This window comes from Mesorhizobium sp. P2_D6 (genome assembly GCF_056404315.1).
Map to the genome: position 1 here is coordinate 168,696 of NZ_JBFUEG010000011.1, position 16,544 is coordinate 185,239.

The 16,544-nt window shown below is 64.0% G+C and carries 17 protein-coding genes; 12 read left to right on the plus strand and 5 right to left on the minus strand.

Annotation, left to right across the window (positions count from 1 at the left end):
- Nucleotides 1-16: 16 nt before the first annotated feature.
- Nucleotides 17-367, minus strand: coding sequence for a RidA family protein (locus AC1D1L_RS22850; RefSeq protein ID WP_477343716.1), 351 nt, complete (start codon nt 365-367; stop codon nt 17-19).
- A gap of 238 nt (nt 368-605) precedes the next feature.
- On the opposite strand from AC1D1L_RS22850, the gene AC1D1L_RS22855 reads away from it, so the two are divergent.
- The 11 genes from AC1D1L_RS22855 to AC1D1L_RS22905 all read left to right on the plus strand — a co-directional run bounded on the left by AC1D1L_RS22855 (nt 606) and on the right by AC1D1L_RS22905 (nt 12,732).
- The gene (locus AC1D1L_RS22855; RefSeq protein ID WP_477343717.1) at nt 606-1,853 is read left to right on the plus strand and encodes an MFS transporter; all 1,248 of its coding nucleotides are present in this window, start codon (nt 606-608) and stop codon (nt 1,851-1,853) included.
- Entirely contained in the window at nt 1,853-2,614 is a 762-nt protein-coding gene (locus tag AC1D1L_RS22860) for an SDR family NAD(P)-dependent oxidoreductase (protein WP_477343718.1), read from the plus strand. The genes AC1D1L_RS22855 and AC1D1L_RS22860 overlap by 1 nt, the downstream gene beginning before the upstream one ends.
- Before the next feature lie 30 nt (nt 2,615-2,644).
- Nucleotides 2,645-3,661, plus strand: coding sequence for an NAD-dependent epimerase/dehydratase family protein (locus AC1D1L_RS22865; RefSeq protein ID WP_477343719.1), 1,017 nt, complete (start codon nt 2,645-2,647; stop codon nt 3,659-3,661).
- An 11-nt stretch (nt 3,662-3,672) separates the two neighbouring features.
- Nucleotides 3,673-4,596 (plus strand): allantoinase PuuE, encoded by a 924-nt coding sequence (locus AC1D1L_RS22870; RefSeq protein ID WP_477343720.1) that lies wholly within the window; start codon nt 3,673-3,675, stop codon nt 4,594-4,596.
- 2 nt (nt 4,597-4,598) lie between these two features.
- A complete protein-coding gene (locus AC1D1L_RS22875; RefSeq protein WP_477343721.1) occupies nt 4,599-5,933 on the plus strand; it encodes a dihydroorotase in 1,335 nt (444 codons plus the stop codon).
- A 9-nt stretch (nt 5,934-5,942) separates the two neighbouring features.
- Entirely contained in the window at nt 5,943-6,716 is a 774-nt protein-coding gene (locus AC1D1L_RS22880; RefSeq protein WP_477343722.1) for an SDR family NAD(P)-dependent oxidoreductase, read from the plus strand.
- Between the two features lie 212 nt (nt 6,717-6,928).
- Nucleotides 6,929-8,785, plus strand: a complete 1,857-nt coding sequence (locus AC1D1L_RS22885) for an ABC transporter ATP-binding protein (RefSeq protein WP_477343723.1) — start codon at nt 6,929-6,931, stop codon at nt 8,783-8,785.
- Nucleotides 8,785-10,671 (plus strand): ABC transporter ATP-binding protein, encoded by a 1,887-nt coding sequence (locus tag AC1D1L_RS22890; RefSeq protein WP_477343724.1) that lies wholly within the window; start codon nt 8,785-8,787, stop codon nt 10,669-10,671. The genes AC1D1L_RS22885 and AC1D1L_RS22890 overlap by 1 nt, the downstream gene beginning before the upstream one ends.
- A 260-nt stretch (nt 10,672-10,931) precedes the next feature.
- Nucleotides 10,932-11,096 carry a DUF3309 family protein gene (locus AC1D1L_RS22895; RefSeq protein WP_112566134.1) on the plus strand — a complete coding sequence of 55 codons (165 nt, stop codon included), beginning with the start codon at nt 10,932-10,934 and terminating at the stop codon, nt 11,094-11,096.
- A gap of 91 nt (nt 11,097-11,187) precedes the next feature.
- Complete coding sequence (locus AC1D1L_RS22900; RefSeq protein WP_477343725.1) at nt 11,188-12,402, plus strand: NAD(P)/FAD-dependent oxidoreductase; 1,215 nt, start codon at nt 11,188-11,190, stop codon at nt 12,400-12,402.
- Between the two features lie 54 nt (nt 12,403-12,456).
- Nucleotides 12,457-12,732 carry a hypothetical protein gene (locus tag AC1D1L_RS22905; RefSeq protein WP_477343726.1) on the plus strand — a complete coding sequence of 92 codons (276 nt, stop codon included), beginning with the start codon at nt 12,457-12,459 and terminating at the stop codon, nt 12,730-12,732.
- Here the strand turns inward: AC1D1L_RS22905 and AC1D1L_RS22910 are convergent.
- Nucleotides 12,702-12,911 carry a hypothetical protein gene (locus tag AC1D1L_RS22910; protein WP_477343727.1) on the minus strand — a complete coding sequence of 70 codons (210 nt, stop codon included), beginning with the start codon at nt 12,909-12,911 and terminating at the stop codon, nt 12,702-12,704. The two genes, AC1D1L_RS22905 and AC1D1L_RS22910, sit on opposite strands and share 31 nt — an antisense overlap.
- Before the next feature lie 80 nt (nt 12,912-12,991).
- Nucleotides 12,992-14,188: a TCR/Tet family MFS transporter gene (locus tag AC1D1L_RS22915; RefSeq protein WP_477343728.1), complete on the minus strand. Its 1,197-nt coding sequence runs from the start codon at nt 14,186-14,188 to the stop codon at nt 12,992-12,994.
- Nucleotides 14,189-14,348: 160 nt separating this feature from the next.
- Between AC1D1L_RS22915 and AC1D1L_RS22920 the strand changes: the two genes are divergently transcribed.
- Complete coding sequence (locus AC1D1L_RS22920; protein ID WP_477343729.1) at nt 14,349-14,987, plus strand: TetR/AcrR family transcriptional regulator; 639 nt, start codon at nt 14,349-14,351, stop codon at nt 14,985-14,987.
- A gap of 13 nt (nt 14,988-15,000) precedes the next feature.
- On the opposite strand, the gene AC1D1L_RS22925 is transcribed toward AC1D1L_RS22920, so the two are convergent.
- Together AC1D1L_RS22925 and AC1D1L_RS22930 are read right to left on the minus strand one after the other, a co-directional pair.
- The gene (locus AC1D1L_RS22925; protein WP_477343730.1) at nt 15,001-16,167 is read right to left on the minus strand and encodes an MFS transporter; all 1,167 of its coding nucleotides are present in this window, start codon (nt 16,165-16,167) and stop codon (nt 15,001-15,003) included.
- Nucleotides 16,168-16,261: 94 nt separating this feature from the next.
- Nucleotides 16,262-16,492: a DUF1127 domain-containing protein gene (locus tag AC1D1L_RS22930; RefSeq protein WP_477343731.1), complete on the minus strand. Its 231-nt coding sequence runs from the start codon at nt 16,490-16,492 to the stop codon at nt 16,262-16,264.
- Nucleotides 16,493-16,544: the final 52 nt, after the last annotated feature.

The window sequence follows — 16,544 nt, forward strand, 5'->3', positions numbered from 1 at the left end:
GCCCGCCCAACCGGCCTCAGCCGACCGCCGCCGTCACCATGATCTCGACGCGGTACTGGTCGCCGGCAAGGTGCGCCTCCACCGTGGCGCGCACCGGCATGGCGCTGCGGTCGATCCAGGCATCCCAGGCGGTGTTCATCATCTCGAAATCGGCAATGTCGCGGAGCCAGATCTGGGCGCTGAGGATTTTGGTCTTGTCGCTACCGGCCTTGGCCAGAAGGGCATCGATCTTGGCGAGGATCTGCTTGGTCTGCGAGGTCGTGTCGCCGGAGAGGTCGTCCGCCGTCAGGCCGGCGACATAGACGGTGCCGTTGTAGCGCAGCACCCGGCAGAAACGTTGGCCGTTTTCAAGACGCTCGATCGTCATGGAATTCCTCCCTGCTGCTTTCGATCAGGCAGCTCGCGATGTCGGTGACTTGCCTATGGTATGGACGGCACAAAACCGCTGTAAAGCCCTGCCGGCGGCCTAGATGCCGCTTTCCGTCATCGGCATGGCCAAAAAAATCAAAGCCATAGCCGTATCTATCTTCGTTTGCAGCGATTGCTGCCCCGTGTAGCCTCTCGCTCAGGGTGGCGTCGGTGTCGGCGCGGCCAGGGGAGCAGCCATGAGGTCGATCGCCCAATCCGCGATGCGGCTGTGGCAAAACGCAGAGCGGTCGCGCGCCTTGCTGCCGATCATGGCCGGCATCTGTCTCGCCTGCATCGGCAGCGCCATGCTGACCACCGCCGTCTCGCTGCATCTCGGCAAGCCCGGCATTTCCGCCGATGTCGTCCAGATCGTGCTCACCGCCTATCCCGTCGGCTTTTTCGTCGGCTGCCTGGTCACGCGCCCAGCGGTCGCCCATTACGGCCATGAGCGCACCTTCACGGGTGTCCTTGTGCTGGCGCTTCTGGCTGCAGCGGGCTTCGTCTTCACCGATTTCCTGCCGAGCTGGATATGCTTTCGCCTGCTCGGCGGGCTGTCGATGGCATCGCTGTTCGTCGTCTGCGAGAGCTGGATCAACCTCTATGCCGAGCAGCACAATCGCGGCGCGATGTTCTCGGTGTACATGCTGACGACGGCGATCGCGGTGCTGCTCGGACAACTCCTCGTCGCGCTGGTCGGGCCGCAATCGCCGCATCTGTTCCCGGTCGCGGCGGCGATGGTGCTGCTGGCGCTGGTGTCCAAATTCGTCGGCGGACGCTGGCCGGCTTTGCCCGTCGCTCCGCCCGAACCGGAACATGCGAGCGGACCCGTCAAACGCCTCGGCCCGCTGGCGCTGTTCCGGCTGGCGCCGGTGACGGTCGTTGCCATCTTCCAGGGCGGCATCACCAACATGAACATCTTCGTGCTGACGCCGATCTACGGCAGCCAGATAGGATTGTCGGCGGCGACGACGGTCGGCCTCGTGACGACCATCAGCATCGCCGGCATGCTGGCGCAGACGCCCGTCGGCTGGCTGTCGGACCGGTTCGAGCGGCGGCTCATCCTGCTGGCGCAGGGCCTGCTGTCGGTCGTGCTGTGCGCCACAATCGCCTGGCTCGGCAATTTCTCCGAGCCGCTGCTGTTCGTGCTGTTCTTCCTCTATGGCGCCACGGCGCTGACGATCTATCCGGTGGCGATGGCCTTCGGCGCCTCGCAGTTGCACAGCCGGCATATGGTCGGCGCCTCCGGCACGCTGCTTTTGCTCTATTCGATCGGCAATGTCGCGACTCCAGGCGTTTCCGCCGGATTGATGGCGCATATGGGCGCACCGGCGATGTTCCTGCTGCTGGGCGGTGGCGCGGTTCTGGTGACGCTTGCCGCCTGCTACAATCTGCTGCGCCGGCCGGTCGCGATGAAGATCGTGCAGACCGTCGAGGAGCGGGTTTGATGACGACCGCCATGAACCGCCTGCAAGACAGCGTCATCCTGATCGCAGGTGCTGCAAGCGGCATCGGTGCGGCGATCGCCAAGCGGTGCATTGCCGAGGGCGCCAGGGTCGTTTGCGCCGACTACGATCTCGAACCGGCAACGCAGCTTGCCGACACGCTTGGCCCTTCGGCTGCGGCCTGCCAATGCGACGTGACAGATAGCGGTTCCGCCCGGGCCGCTGTCGAATTTGCGCGACAGAAATTCGGCCGGCTGGATGGGCTGGTGCATAACGCCGCAGCGCCCTCGACCAGCGCCACCGTCGTCGATCTCGATGAGAGCGCGTGGCGGCGCGAGCTCGATGTCGGCCTGACCGGCGCCTTCCTGATGAGCAAGTTTGCGGTGCCGCTGATCGCGGCAAGCGGCGGCGGATCGGTTGTGTTCATCGGCTCGCAATTCGGCCGCGTCGCGACCACCAAAGCGGTTGCCTATTGCGCCGCCAAGGCCGGTCTGATCCACCTCGCCAAGGCCATGGCGGTCGACCATGCGCCCGACAAAGTGCGCGTCAACAGCCTGTCGCCGGGCGCGGTTGCCACGACGCGGCTGCTGCGCCGCTTTAGGGATTTCGAGGCGGCCAATGCCACACTCGGACCGGCGCATCTGCTTGGCCGGATCGCCGAGCCGGAGGAGATCGCGGCGGCCGCCGCTTTCCTTTTGTCGTCGGACGCCTCCTTCGTCACCGGCTCGGACATGCTCGTGGATGGCGGTTATGCGACGCGCTGAATCCTTCAAGTCGATTTCAAAGGAGTTCCCATGACGCTTCTCGTCACCGGCGGCACCGGTTTTGTCATGAGCGTGGTGGCGCGCGAATGGCTGGACCGCGATCCGCACGCTCGCGCCGTCATCCTGGATCGCTCCAACCTCGACGCGATCGCCGAGAAATTCTTTGCACCGGTACGCGATCGTCTGACCGTGCTCACCGCAGACATACTGGATCCCAAGCAATGGGCGACAGCACTCGACGCGCATGGAATCACGGCAATCGTCCATGGCGCGACGGTGACGCCGAACTCGCGCCCGAGCGACCCGACACAGCCGCCCGAGGCCAACGATCCGGCGGCCATTATCGACGTCAATCTGATGGGCACGGTGCGGATGCTGGAATGGGCGCGCGGCCGCCCCGGCATCAAGCGCTTCGTCTATGTCAGCTCCGGTTCGGTCTATCGCCACAACGGGCCGGACTGGAGCGGCGAGCCGCTGCCCGAGGACGGCTATGTCGCGCCGCTGACGCTTTACGGTATCTCGAAATTCGCCGCGGAAATGGTCACCAACCGCTACGCCGACCTGTTCGGCCTGTCCGCCATCTCGGTCAGGTTGTCCTCGGTCTATGGGCCGATGGACCGCGTCACCAGCAGCCGCAATGTCCGCCATCTGCCGAACCGCATCGCCCATATGGCGCTTTCCGGCGAGACGATCCGGCCGAACAGTCTCGAGCCGCTTGGCGACTATGTGCTGTCGAGCGATGTCGCCAAGGCTTTCATGGCGCTGCTCGATGCCGACACCTTGCGCTATCGCCACTACAACATCGGCAGCGGCGGTACACAGACGGTCGGCGACTTCATCGACTGGGCCAAGGAGCGCATCCCCAACCTAAAAAGCGAAATCAGCCCAACCGAGACGGCGAACATCACCATGAACGCGACGCTGAAGACCGGCATGTGGGGCGAATACGATCTTGCCCGCATCGAGCGCGATACCAACTGGCGGCCGACGCCGGCGAGACAAGCCTTCCACGACTACATCGACTGGATCGCTGCCAACGAAGTCTGAGGAGCAGAGCGATGCCGACCGATTTTCAGCAACCGCGCGACTTCGTCGGCTACGGCCCGCATCCGCCTTTCATGACCTGGCCGGGCGGCGTCAAGCTCGCCATCAATTTGGTGCTCAATTACGAGGAAGGGTCGGAATATTCCTGGCTCGAGGACGGCCGCAACGACAATTGGGGCGAGTATAATCTCGTCTCAAGCCCGCCGGTACGCGACCTCGGCACCGAGACGCATTTCGAATATGGCAGCCGGGCCGGTGTCTGGCGGCTGGCGCGGCTGTTCGACCGATATGACATCCCGATCACCGTTTCCGCCTGCGCCGTCGCGCTGGAGCGCAACCCGGCGGTCGCCGAATGGATGAATGCGCGCGGACACGATCTGCTCGGCCACGGGCTGCGCTGGATCGACTACACGACGATGGAGCGCGGCGAGGAAGAGCGCCAGCTGCACGAGGCGATTGCACTCTACGAGAGGCTGATGGGCAGGCGTCCGCTGGGCTGGAACTGCCGCTCGCTGCCGAGTGTCAACACGCGCGATCTGTTGGTGCGCGAAGGCGGGTTTCTCTACCACTCCGATCCCTGCAATGACGATCTGCCGTACTTCCTGGACCACCAGGGCACCGAGATCCTGGTCGTGCCCTATTCCAAGACACTGAACGACAGCCGCTATCTCGTCGCGCCGGGCTACAGCAATCCGCGCGACTTCGCGCAGGATTGCCGCTCGGCCATCGACTACATGCTCGACGAAGCCGACGAGACCGGCGGCCGCATGCTGACGATCGGCATTCATGCGCGCTGGATGGGCCAACCCAACCGTGCCTCAGGGCTGCGCGAGGTGATCGAGCATGTAAAGCAGAAGCCGGCGGCCGCCTTCATGCGGCGCGAGGACATTGCCCGCTTCTGGCTGGAGAACCATGCCGGCTTCGAGCGGCACGGCTGAGTATGTTCGAGACGCTGATCAGGGGGGCGACCGTCGTCAACGCCGAGAGGCAGGAACGGCGCGATGTCGGCATTGCCGGCGGCCGCATCGTGGCGCTGATCACACCCGGCGGAACGGCTGAAGCCGCGACGGTAGTGGATGCCTCGGGCTGCCTGCTCCTGCCCGGTCTGGTCGACGCGCATGCGCATCTGCGCGAGCCTGGCCTGACGCACAAGGAGGATTTTTCCTCGGGCACCCATGCGGCGGCACTTGGTGGCGTCACGACAGTGCTCGACATGCCGACCGACGAGCCATGGACGGCCAGCGCCGAACAGCTCGCCGACAAGATGGCGACGGCGACAGGCCGTCTCCATGTCGATGTCGGCTTTCAGGCCGTGGTCAGCCGCGATCTGTCGCGCATTGCCGGCCTGCTCGCGCTCGCACCGGTGTCGTTCGAATTGTTCACCTCCGATGTGCCGGAGGCCTTCCTCTTTCGCAATTTCGACATGGTTGCCGAGGCACTCAGACATTTCGGCCACGCCGATACGCTGATCGGCATTTCCCCGGGCGATCAATCGATACTGACCGGCGCCAATGAGCGCAACAAGACGGGGACCATCGCGGCCTTTCTCGACAGTCGGCCACCGCTGGCGGAAGCCGGCGGCGTTGCGCGCGCCGTGCTTGCCGCCGCCGCGACCGGCGCGCGTATCCATGTCCGGCAGATCAATTCGGAACCGGGCGTCGAAGCGTGGAGCCGGCTGCGCGACAGGGCCGATGCCAGTGTCGAGACCACGCCGCAGAACCTGTTCTTCACCGCCGACGATTACGAGACGCAAGGCGCCAGGCTGAAGGGTTCGCCACCGCTACGGTCGCGGCAGGATGTCGAAGCCTTGCGCGCTGCGCTGAAGGGTGGGCTGATCGACATCGTCGCCACCGACCACGCACCGCATGCGCCGGCCGAGAAGGCCGCCGCTTACGCTGCTTTCGCCGATATTCCCGGCGGCATGCCGGGGCTGCAGACGTTGCTGCAGGTGATGCTGAAGCTCGTCGATGAGGGGCTGATCACTCACGTCGATGTGGTGCGAATGTGCGCGCGCAACCCGGCTGAGCGTTTCGGGCTCGGCCGGCGCAAGGGACGCATCGCCACCGGCTACGATGCCGACCTGCTGATCGTCGACCCGAGCCTGTCCAGTTCAATCTCGGACGCCGAACAGGTTTCCCGCGCGGCCTACACACCGTTCGACGGCTGGAGCGTCAAGGCGCGGCTGACCAATGTGTTTCTGCGCGGGCGACAGATCGTGCGCGATCAGGTGCTGACCGGTCCGGGGCAAGGCAAGGCCGTGCACCGGGAACATTGAGGAGAAAAAATGCCCCTGCTCAAGGACAAGGTTGCGATCGTCACCGGAGCAAGCTCCGGCATCGGCCGCGCCATCGCGCTGAAATTCGCGGCCGAAGGCGCTGCCGTCGTCATTGCCGATACCGCCGAATTGCCGATCGAAGGCGGCCAGAGCACCGCCGATCTGATCCAGTCAACTGGCGGGACGGCGATGCATGTCGCGACCGACATTTCGGACTGGAACGCGGTCGACGCGCTGGTCGGCGCGACGGTCGCGCGGTTCGGACGGCTCGACGTAATGGTCAACAATGCGGCCATCTACACCAGCACCAACCTAGTCGAGACCACGCCGGAGCAATGGAACCGCGTGATCAGCGTCAATTTGACGGGGTTCTTCCACTGCTCGAAGCGCGCCGTCATCCAGATGCGGACCCAGGCGCCGGTCAACGAGGTGTGCGGCCGCATCATCAACATTTCCTCGCAGCACGGCATGGTCGCCTGCCCCGGCGATTTTCCCTATTCGGTGAGCAAGGGTGCCATCGTGCAGATGACGCGGCAGATCGCCGTCGACCACGCCGATGATTTGATCGTCTGCAACGCCATTGCGCCTGGCAAGATCATCACCGGCAAGCCGGGTGTCGCCAACGATCCCGACGCGCTCGCCTACTCGCACAGCCGCACGCCGTGGCCGCGGCTCGGCACCCCGAATGACGTCGCGGGTGCCGCGCTGTACCTCGCCAGCGACATGGCCAGCTACGTCACCGGCATCAACCTGATGGTGGATGGCGGCTGGATGGCGGGCTGATCGTGCGGGACAATGCCTCGTAATGCGCCATAAGCCAAACCTGCAATCTTAGCCTCAGCTCATATGTCATGCGCCGCCCTCAGGCACAGTGCGATGCCGTCATTGGCCCTTGAACCGCCAAAATGGAGGCGTACCATCGCAGCATCTGAAACTGAGTCTGTTTTCATTCGTCTGGGCTAAAGTCCGGGCCGGATTGGATATTTTCCTTGGCAATGGATGCAACCAGCGGCGCGGCCAAGCGCGGCAAATCGTTTGCCCATGTGGCGGAGGCGTCCTGGGGCAAGGGCCTCAGCACGCTGCTGCGCATCGTGCGCATGACGCTGCGCCATCCCTGGCAGGTGGCGATTACCATCGTCTCGACCTTCATCGCCGCCACGCTGCAGCTGTTCATCCCACGCCTGCTCGGCCACGCCATCGACCAGGCGCAAGGCGTGATGGAAGCGGGCGGCGGTGCGGCGGCGGAACAGGCGCTGTGGACGACGGCGCTGACGCTGCTCGCCGTCAGTATCCTGCGCGGCCTCTTCACCATGGCGCAGAACTATTACGGCGAGGCCGTCGGCCACCGCACCGGCTATGAGTTGCGCCTCGCCTTTTACGAAAAAATCCAGCGGCTGAGCTTCAACTTCCATGACAGGGTGCATACCGGCGATCTCATCACGCTCGGCCTGCTCGACCTCGACGGCGTGCGCATGTTCTTTTCCACCGGCATATTGCGCGTGGTGCTGCTCGGCGTGCTGATCGGTGTCGGCTCCTACCTCCTGATCAGCACGGATCTCGAGCTCGGGCTGCTCAGCCTGAGTTTCGTGCCGTTCGTGGCCTGGCGCTCCTCGGTCACCCAGCTCAGGCTGCGCAGCACCTGGCTGACGCTGCAGGAGCGGCTGTCGGTGCTGAGCCGGGTGATGGACGAGAATCTCGGCGGCATCCGCGTCGTGCGTGCGTTCGCCGCGCAGCGGCATGAGTTGGAAAAATTCGACCGCGCAAAGCGGTCGGCATTGGAGCTTGCCAATGAGCGCGTCGACATTCGCGTCTCCAACACCAGCGCCATGAATTTCTCCTTCCTGGCCGCCATGGGGCTGGTGCTGTGGTTCGGCGGCCAGAAGGTGATCGCCGGCGAGATCAGCGTCGGCACGCTGGCCCAGTTCCTGACCTTCATGACCATTTTGCAGATGCCGGTGCGCCAGCTTGGCCTGATGGTCAATTCGTTTGCCCGCGCATCGACCTGCGGCACCAGGCTGTTCGAGCTGCTCGACGCCGAACTCGACATCGAGGATGCGCCTGGCGCCAAGGACCTCGTCGTCTCTGACGGCGTGCTGCGCTTCGACAATGTCGGCTTCCGCTATGCGGGCACAGGCGGCCGGCCGGCGCTGTCGGGCATCTCGTTCGAGGCCAGGTCGGGCGAGACGGTCGGCATCGTCGGCCCGCCAGGCAGCGGCAAGTCGACCATCGCGCATCTGATCCCGCGTTTCTATGACGTGACGTCGGGCGCGATCACCATTGACGGGCAGGATATCCGCGCCGTGACGCTGCAATCGCTACGCAAGGCGGTCGGCGTCGTGCAGCAGGACGCGTTCCTGTTCACCACCTCGATCGAGAACAACATCGCCTATGGCAATCCCTGGGCGCGCGAGACCCGCATCGGGCAGGCCGCCGAGTACGCCCAGCTGCACAATTACATTATCGGGCTTCCCGCCGGCTACACCACGGTCGTGGGTGAGCGCGGCGCGTCGCTTTCCGGCGGCCAGCGGCAGCGCCTGACCATTGCCCGCACCCTGATGCTGCGGCCTTCGGTTCTGGTCTTCGACGATTCCACCGCAGCCGTCGACGCCGGCACCGAGCAGCGTATCAGGACGGCGATGAAACGCTTCGCCAAGGACCGGGTGACGCTGATCATCTCGCACCGGCTGAGCTCGCTGATGCATGCCGACCAGATCCTGTTCATCGAGAACGGCCGCATCGCCGAGCGCGGCACGCACCAGGAATTGCTGGCGCTGGGCGGACGCTATCGCGCGCTCTACGACCTGCAGCTGCGGCCGGAGGACGACCTCCCTGTCGCCGTGGGAGCCGCATGATGTCGACACAGAACGACGACGAGAAGGAAGACACCAGCCGCCGGCCGACCAAGGCCGTCGTCGGCTCGCATCGCGACGAAGAAGAGGTCTTCGGCAAGGTCTACGATCCGCGCATCGTGCGCCGCATCTGGAGCTTCGTGAAGCCTTATCAGGGCAGGATCTTCATCTCGGTCGCAGCGGTGCTGGTGTTCACGTTGACGCAGCTGGCGATCCCGCTGGTCATCCGCTACGCCATCGACCATGGCATGGCGGCAGGCAAGGCCGACCGCTCGGTGATGAACTGGGCGATCGGCGCCTTCGCGTTGATCATCCTGATCAACTATGCCGCCAGCTATGTGCAGGAAAGCGTCGTCGGCAAGGTGGCCGAGAATGTGCTGTCGGATTTGCGCCGCGCCATGTTCAGCCATCTGCAGAGGGTCTCGCTGAGCTTCATGGACAAGACCGAAGTGGGCCGCCTGATGTCGCGCCTGCAGGGCGACGTCAATTCGATGCAGGAATTCCTCGAGACGTCGGTGATGTCGGTAGGCGACATCGTGCTTCTGTTCGGCATCGTCAGCGTTCTGTTGTGGCTCGATTTCCGGCTCGGGCTGCTGACGCTGTCGACCATGCCGGCGCTGTTTGTCGTACGCCTGTTCTGGCTGCCGCGCGCCAAGGTCGCCTTCATGGCCGCGCACGAGACCAATTCGATCGCCAATGGCGCGCTGGCCGAAGGCATCCACGGCGTGCGCACGGTGCAGAGCCTGGAGCGCCAGCACGTCAATTTCGACCTCTATGACGAGAAAGTGCTGGCCAATCTGAGGACGCATCTGACCTCGGCGAAATATGCGCAGGTGATGGTGCCGATCGTCGACACGCTAACCGGCATCGCCATGGCCACCGTCATCGTCATAGGCGGTTCGATGGTGCTGTCGCACAGCCTCGACATCGGCGTCATGGTGGCGTTCCTGTTCTACATCCAGCGCTTCTTCGACCCGATCCGCTCGCTCACCATGCAGTACTCGGTCATGCAGCGCGCCATGGCTTCGGGCCAGCGCATCTCCGAAGTGCTCGACGTGCCGGTCGACGTCAGCGACAGCCAAGGCGCGGTGGCGCTGACGCGCGACATGGACGGCTCGGTCGAGTTCAGGAACGTCACCTTCGGCTACCGGCAGAACCAGCCGGTGCTCAAAAATGTCTCGTTCCGCGTCAATCCAGGCGAGACCGTCGCGCTAGTCGGCCCCACCGGTTCCGGCAAGTCGAGCTGCATGGCGCTGGTGCACCGCTTTTACGATGTCTGGTCGGGCGAGGTGCTTGTCGGCGGACACGACGTCCGCGACGTGACGCAGGATTCACTTGGCGATCAGGTCGCCATGGTGCTGCAGGAGCCGTTCCTGTTCTCCGGCACGGTGCTGGAAAACATCCGCTATCACAAGACTGGCGCATCCCGTGAAGAAGTGGTGCGCGCGGCGCGGGCTGTCGGCGCGCACGACTTCATCGAGCACCTGCCCAATGGCTACGACACGGAGCTCGAGCAACGCGGCGGCAACCTCTCGCTCGGCCAGCGCCAGCTGATCAGCTTTGCGCGGGCGCTGGTCGCCGACGCAAAAATCCTGGTGCTCGACGAGGCTACGGCCAGCATCGATTCCTATACGGAAATGCTGATCCAGAAGGCGCTGGTCACGCTGCTCGAAGGCCGCACCGGGCTGGTGATCGCCCACCGGCTGGCGACCATACGCGGCGCCGACCGCATCATCGTGCTGCAGAATGGCGAGATCATCGAAAGCGGCAATCACGACCAGCTGATGGCGGTCAAGGGTCTCTACGCTCGGCTCTACAATATGAACTATGCCTCGTTCGACGATATTGCCGAGGAAGACTTAGGCGCGCCAGCCGGCAAGGCGACGTGAAGGTGGCCTGCTGAGCCCAACGGAAACTCGCGGCAAGCGGGGCAGAGCCGGTCAGCGATTCTATCAAACGCCGAGTCCCTCCGAAGCCAACAGGCAGGATTCCTGCTTTTCTTAGCCGTCAAAAGAGACCGTAATCACTCCGGCTGCGCTTGCCCTTGGCGCGCAAGGGTTGCAAAGGCATTGGAACAGGATGGCCTGCCGCGAGTTTCTGTCTTCGAGCCGCGCGGCGTGAATCGCGCGGCAGCGCAAGGAGACGGCATATGGGCCTGGGTACCATTCTTATTATCATCCTGATCATCGCGTTGCTCGGCGGCTTCAGCGGCCTCGGCGGCGGACCATTTTACGGCACCGGTTACTATGGCGGCGGCGGCCTCGGGCTGGTGCTGCTCATCGTCATCATTCTGGTTGTTCTTGGGCGCATCTAGCGCCGCTGCCAGCGGCCGCCGGACCTCGGCGGCCGCTCTCGTTTGAAGACATTGGTTGGCAGCTGAACAGTGCCGGCGCCTGGAGACATTGGTGGCACGCAAACTCGACCTGCGCAGCGGCCGGCCGGTCTGGTTTGCCTATCGGGCTCCATCGGTGCCGACCGAAAAACTGACCCGCGATGTCAAGACCGACGTGTTGATCGTCGGCATGGGGATCAGCGGCGCCATGGTCGCCGAAACGCTGACTGCCGCCGGTCATTCGGTGATCTGCATCGACAGGCGCGGACCTTTGCGGGGATCGACCGCGGCGACGACGGCTCTGGTGCAGTTCGAACTCGATCAGCCGCTGACGAAACTTTCGGCAATGGTCGGCAAGGCCGATGCCGGACAGGCATGGCGGCGCTCGCGCCTTGCGGTGTCCAACCTTAGCGGCCGGATCGCCGAACTCGGCATCGACTGCAACCTGACACCATCTTCCGCACTCTATCTCGCCGGCGATGTACTCGACCCCCCTGCACTGCGCGACGAGGCAGAGGCGCGCCGGCAGGTCGGAATCGGCGCAAGCTACCTCACCCGCAAGGCTCTCGCCGACAGCTTCGGCATCGACCGCGCCGGCGCCATTCTCAGCCACGGCAATCTCGCGCTCGACCCGCGCAAGCTCACAGCCGGCCTGCTGCTGAAAACCCTGCAGCGCAAGGCGCGTTTCTATGCGCCGGTACAGGCGACGGCGATCGAGGACAGAAGCGATCAGGTCGTCGTCGCCACCAGCGGTGGCCCGACGATCACCGCGCGGCATCTGGTGCTGGCCACCGGCTACGAATTGACCGACATCATGCCGAAGACCGCGCACAGCGTCGTGTCGACCTGGGCGATCGCCACGGCGCCGCAACCGAAAAACATATGGCCGGGCTCTGTGCTGATCTGGGAGGCGTCGGACCCATACCTATACCTGCGCGCGACGGAAGACGGCCGCGTCATCTGCGGCGGCGAGGACGAGGACCTCACCGACGAGGCACGCCGCGATGAGTTGATCGCCGACAAGGCGAAACGTCTGGCGAAGAAGCTGCATCGTTTGCTGCCGCGGCTCGACGTGAGGCCCGAATTCGCCTGGACCGGCTCGTTCGGGACAAGCAGCACCGGCATGCCCTATATCGGCGCCCTGCCCCGGCATCCGCGCATCCATGCCGTGATGGGTTATGGCGGCAACGGCATCACCTTCTCGCAGATCGCTTCGGAGATCGTCGCCTCGGCGATCGGCGGCGTAGAAGATGCGGACGCGAAGCTGTTTTCATTCAGCCGATCATGATCGATCGCTTTCGCCCGCACCGCCGCTCAGGCAAGGAGTTCTACAGCACCGCGGATGAAGCTTCCGTCTTCAACCGGCCAGCGCATTTCAGGGTGTGCAACTGCTGACGCTTTTGAACGTCATTTCATTTCTGCAATCATATTCCGGAGGCCAGTCGTTGCTAATTCTGGTGCAGTATTGGGCGATTATGGCCTCCGCGCTATACCGACCAATGAAAATATCGGGCTTTATGGAATTGTCGGTTTGCAGACCGGTGAAAAAGCTGATTTCCGATCCGCTTTTGCAGGCATAACCGATCATCAGATCGTCTTCATCCGACCGGCAATCTGAGCGCAGCCTGCCGGTCCAGGAAGTGCATCCGAAATTTGAGTAATCTCCAGGAAGGTTCCGTGTTGCGGTTCGCGCCATTTCGAGTTCAAGGCGGGAAGATCATCCGCCAATGACGCCGTTGTCGCCACGCCTAGAAATACCATCTCGACAACGACAGCAATCAGGAAAGCTTTCTTCATCGATATCTCTCCCTGTTACATCCCGGTGAGCATAGCATATTTGTAAGGTCTGGTGTGTGAGCGGCTTTACTTAGGAAGATCTACGCGATCGCTGGCTCTGCGGAGCGAGCGGTTCGGGTGCCGAGAAGAACCAGCGGAATTGCGATTGCGTAGACGACCAGCACCGAGAGCCAGATGGCTCCGGGCCACTCTTTCTGGACGACGAAGTAGAAGGTCGAGAAGCCGAGTGGGGCGATGACCGAGGCCAGGCTGACGGCCGATGCCAGCACGCCCTGGAGTTGACCCTGGCGAGCCGGGTCGACCTGCCTTGTGGCAAAGGCCTGGAACGCCGGCGCGCCGATGCCGGCAAGCGCGAAGACCGGCATGATGGCGAACACCATCCAGCTGTGATTGGCGAAAGCCATGGCGAGAAGGGCGATGCAGGCAAAACCTATGCCGGTGACGACGGCCCAGCGCTCGCCGAGCAATCTCGCTGCCGGGCCGGGCAGGAATGCCTGCACCAGCGTCTGGCAGACACCGAAGGCGCCCAGCGAAAGGCCGATCCAGACACCGTTCCACTGGAACGTGTCGAAGCCCCACAGCGCCCAGCAGGTGCCGTAGGCTTCTCCGGTGGCGCTCATGATGAAGAACACGAGCACGATCGGCAAAAGCCCCTTCAAAGAGAACACCCAGCGGAACGGCGCAAACGGGTTGAGTGCGGCCAGATCGAGCTTCTGGCGGGCAGGTGTGCGCGACTCCGGCAGGATGAAAAAAGCGAGCAGCAGATTGCAGGCGTTGAGCACGGCGGCGGCGATGAAAGGCAACCGCAGCCAGTGGTCGCCGAGCAGACCGCCGAGAACCGGCCCGATGATGAAGCCGGCGCCGAACACGGCGTTGAACAGGCCGAAGCGACGGGCTCGCTTGTCCTCAGGTGAAACGTCGGTGATGTAGGCCATGGCAACGGAGACGTTGGCGCTGGTCAGGCCGGCAAGGGCGCGGCCGAGGAACAGCATCCAGAGCTGCGGCGCGAAGGCCATGACGATGTAGTTGATGGCCGCACCGGCGAGCGAAATCAGCAGCACCGGACGCCTGCCGATGTTGTCGCTCAAGGCGCCGAGCATGGGCGCGAAGACGAATTGCATCAGCGCATAAAGCGCGGTCATGATGCCGATATAAGGTGCGATGTCAGGGCTGTGCGTCACCTCTTCGAGGAGGCGCGGGAGGATCGGGAAGATGAGGCCTATGCCGACGGCGTCGAGGCCGATCGCGGCGAAGATAACGGTAAGGGATTTGTTCATGGTGAGTCCAGACGATGAAAATGATGAGCCCATGACGCGCGCCTTGCGCTGACGTCCTGGGTCTCTGCAGTCAGATCGAGCCGAGAAGCTTGCTTTTCGGCTCAGCTCTTACTATACTCGATCCAAACTTGTACTCAGTACATATTCAACCAGGAAAGCCATGTCAACCCCGTCCGACCTCCGGGCCCGCAAGCGCCTCGCCACGCGGCAAGCCATCTCCAATGCCGCCACGATGCTGTTCTTCGAGCGGGGCTTCGATGATGTGACGGTGGACGAGATCGCGGCGGCCGCCGATGTCGGGCGGATGACGGTGTTCAATCACTTCCCGCGCAAGGAGGACATGCTCTTCGACCGCGACGAGGAAGGCCGCGAGATGCTGCGCGAGGCTCTGCGGCAGCGCGATCCAGGCATCGCGCCGATCGAGGCGTTGCGGCTGTTCGCGCATCGCCTGGTTGCCGAACGCAGCCCCGTCGTCGAATTCTCCGCCAGGAGCCAGGGCCTGATCAGGACGGTCGAGGGCAGCGAGACGCTCAAGGCACGGGCGAGAGCGATACGGGATGAGCTGGCGGACGTGCTGACGGTAGCGCTGACTGAAGGCGCGGGGCGTGATGCCGCCGACCCCGACGCCCGGCTGGGTGCGGCGCTGCTCCTGACGACATGGAGTGTGGCCTTCATCCAGGCGCACCGGACGTTTCGAGAAACCTGCGACAGCGGCCAAGCGAGCGCGGCCTTTCTCGCTCTCGTCGACAAGGGCAGCATCGGCCTGAAAGCCGCAATGGCAGGCACGCCCTACGCCTGAGCAAGGTCTTCGCTCAAACCCGCCGTCTCTGCGCCATCAGAAACACCACCAGCACACAGCACAGCAGGCCGAGCGACGATGGCAGTCCGTGATGTCCGGTCAGCTGCATTGCCAGCCCTGCTACGGGCGAGCCGACGATGCCGCCTATGCCCCACACGAAAGCGAAGGCGGCATTGCCGGCAATCAAGGCCTGACCGGTGAAACGCTCGCCGAGTTGGATCAGCGACAACGTGTAGATGCCGAACGAGACCCCGCCCCAGACGAAGAAAAGCGGCCAGATCAGCCAATTGTCGAAGAGCAACGGTAACAGCAGGCAACCGGCCAGGCACACCAGGACACAGAACAGCATCATCCGCGTCGAGCCAAACCGTTCGGCCGCGCGCCCGAGCACGATCTGCAGCACCGCATTGCCGGCGATGAAACAAGTGATAAGCGAAGCGATGCGCTCTTCGGCGCTGCCGAGTGCGGCGCCATAGACTGCGAACAGGGAAAGCAGAACCTGCTCGAAGGCGGCAGCGGTGAAAACGGCAAACAACAACAGCGGCGCCAGGGCAAAGAAGCCGCCGACCGACACCGCCTCGCCGTCATGCGGCATGTCGGGCAGGCGCGCCGCGACGGCGAGCACGATCAGGCCGCAGACCAGGAAGGCCGCGCCGCCGATGATGAAGGGCGGCCACCCTTGGGTGCCCACAAGGCCGAGCGACAGTGGGCCGAGGCCGAATCCGGCGGAAACAATGGAGGAGTAAAGGCCCATGATGCGGCCCCGGCGCGCGGCGGGCGTGATCGAGACCAGCCAGGTTTCACTGATCACGTAGAGCGGGTTCGCAAAGAAGCCGAGCAGGAAGCGCAGCGGCATCCAGGCCCAGACGTCCTGCGTCCAGGCAATCGCGATCAGGGCGGTCGCTGCCAGGATTGAACACAGGACCGCGAAGCGCGCCGCGCCCACGCGCCGAACCAGCGCCGGCGTGAAGAGCGACGATGCGATGAAACCCAGCGGCGTCATTGCCGCCGAGAAGCCGATCAGGCCCGGTGTCGTCCCCTGCCGTTCGAGGATGAAGCTGAGCAGCGGATAGGTCAGCCCCTGCGCGACGGCGAACACCGTGACGGTCGCGATGATGCCGGCCATCGCGGCCCATGGGATGCGGTTCTCGCGCGGTGACGTCGCGTCTTCGGCGCTCATGCAGCCTTCGAAGCAGGATCGGCAAATTCCGGCAAGTGCAAATACCGGCGAAGCGCCGCGGCACGCACAAACGGGCGATCCGGTATCATCCGGCTCACACTTGCCAGAAGCGTTTGACGATCTCTGCCTCGACCTGGCGTCTGGTCAGGCCGATATCGTCGATCAGATGCGGATTGGCCTCCGCCATCTGCTTCAGGTCCCAGCGAAAGCGTATCCGCTCACGCCAGGCCGCAATCATGCTGCGCGGGCCCGTCAGGTACCGGCGCGATGACGCCGCGGGTTTTTCCGGCCAGGTTGCCGGGGCAGAAGCAAGGGTATCGTTCATGGCAACCTCCATTCGGCTTGAGGGGCAAGAGCCCTCGGTTTGAAAAGAGGCT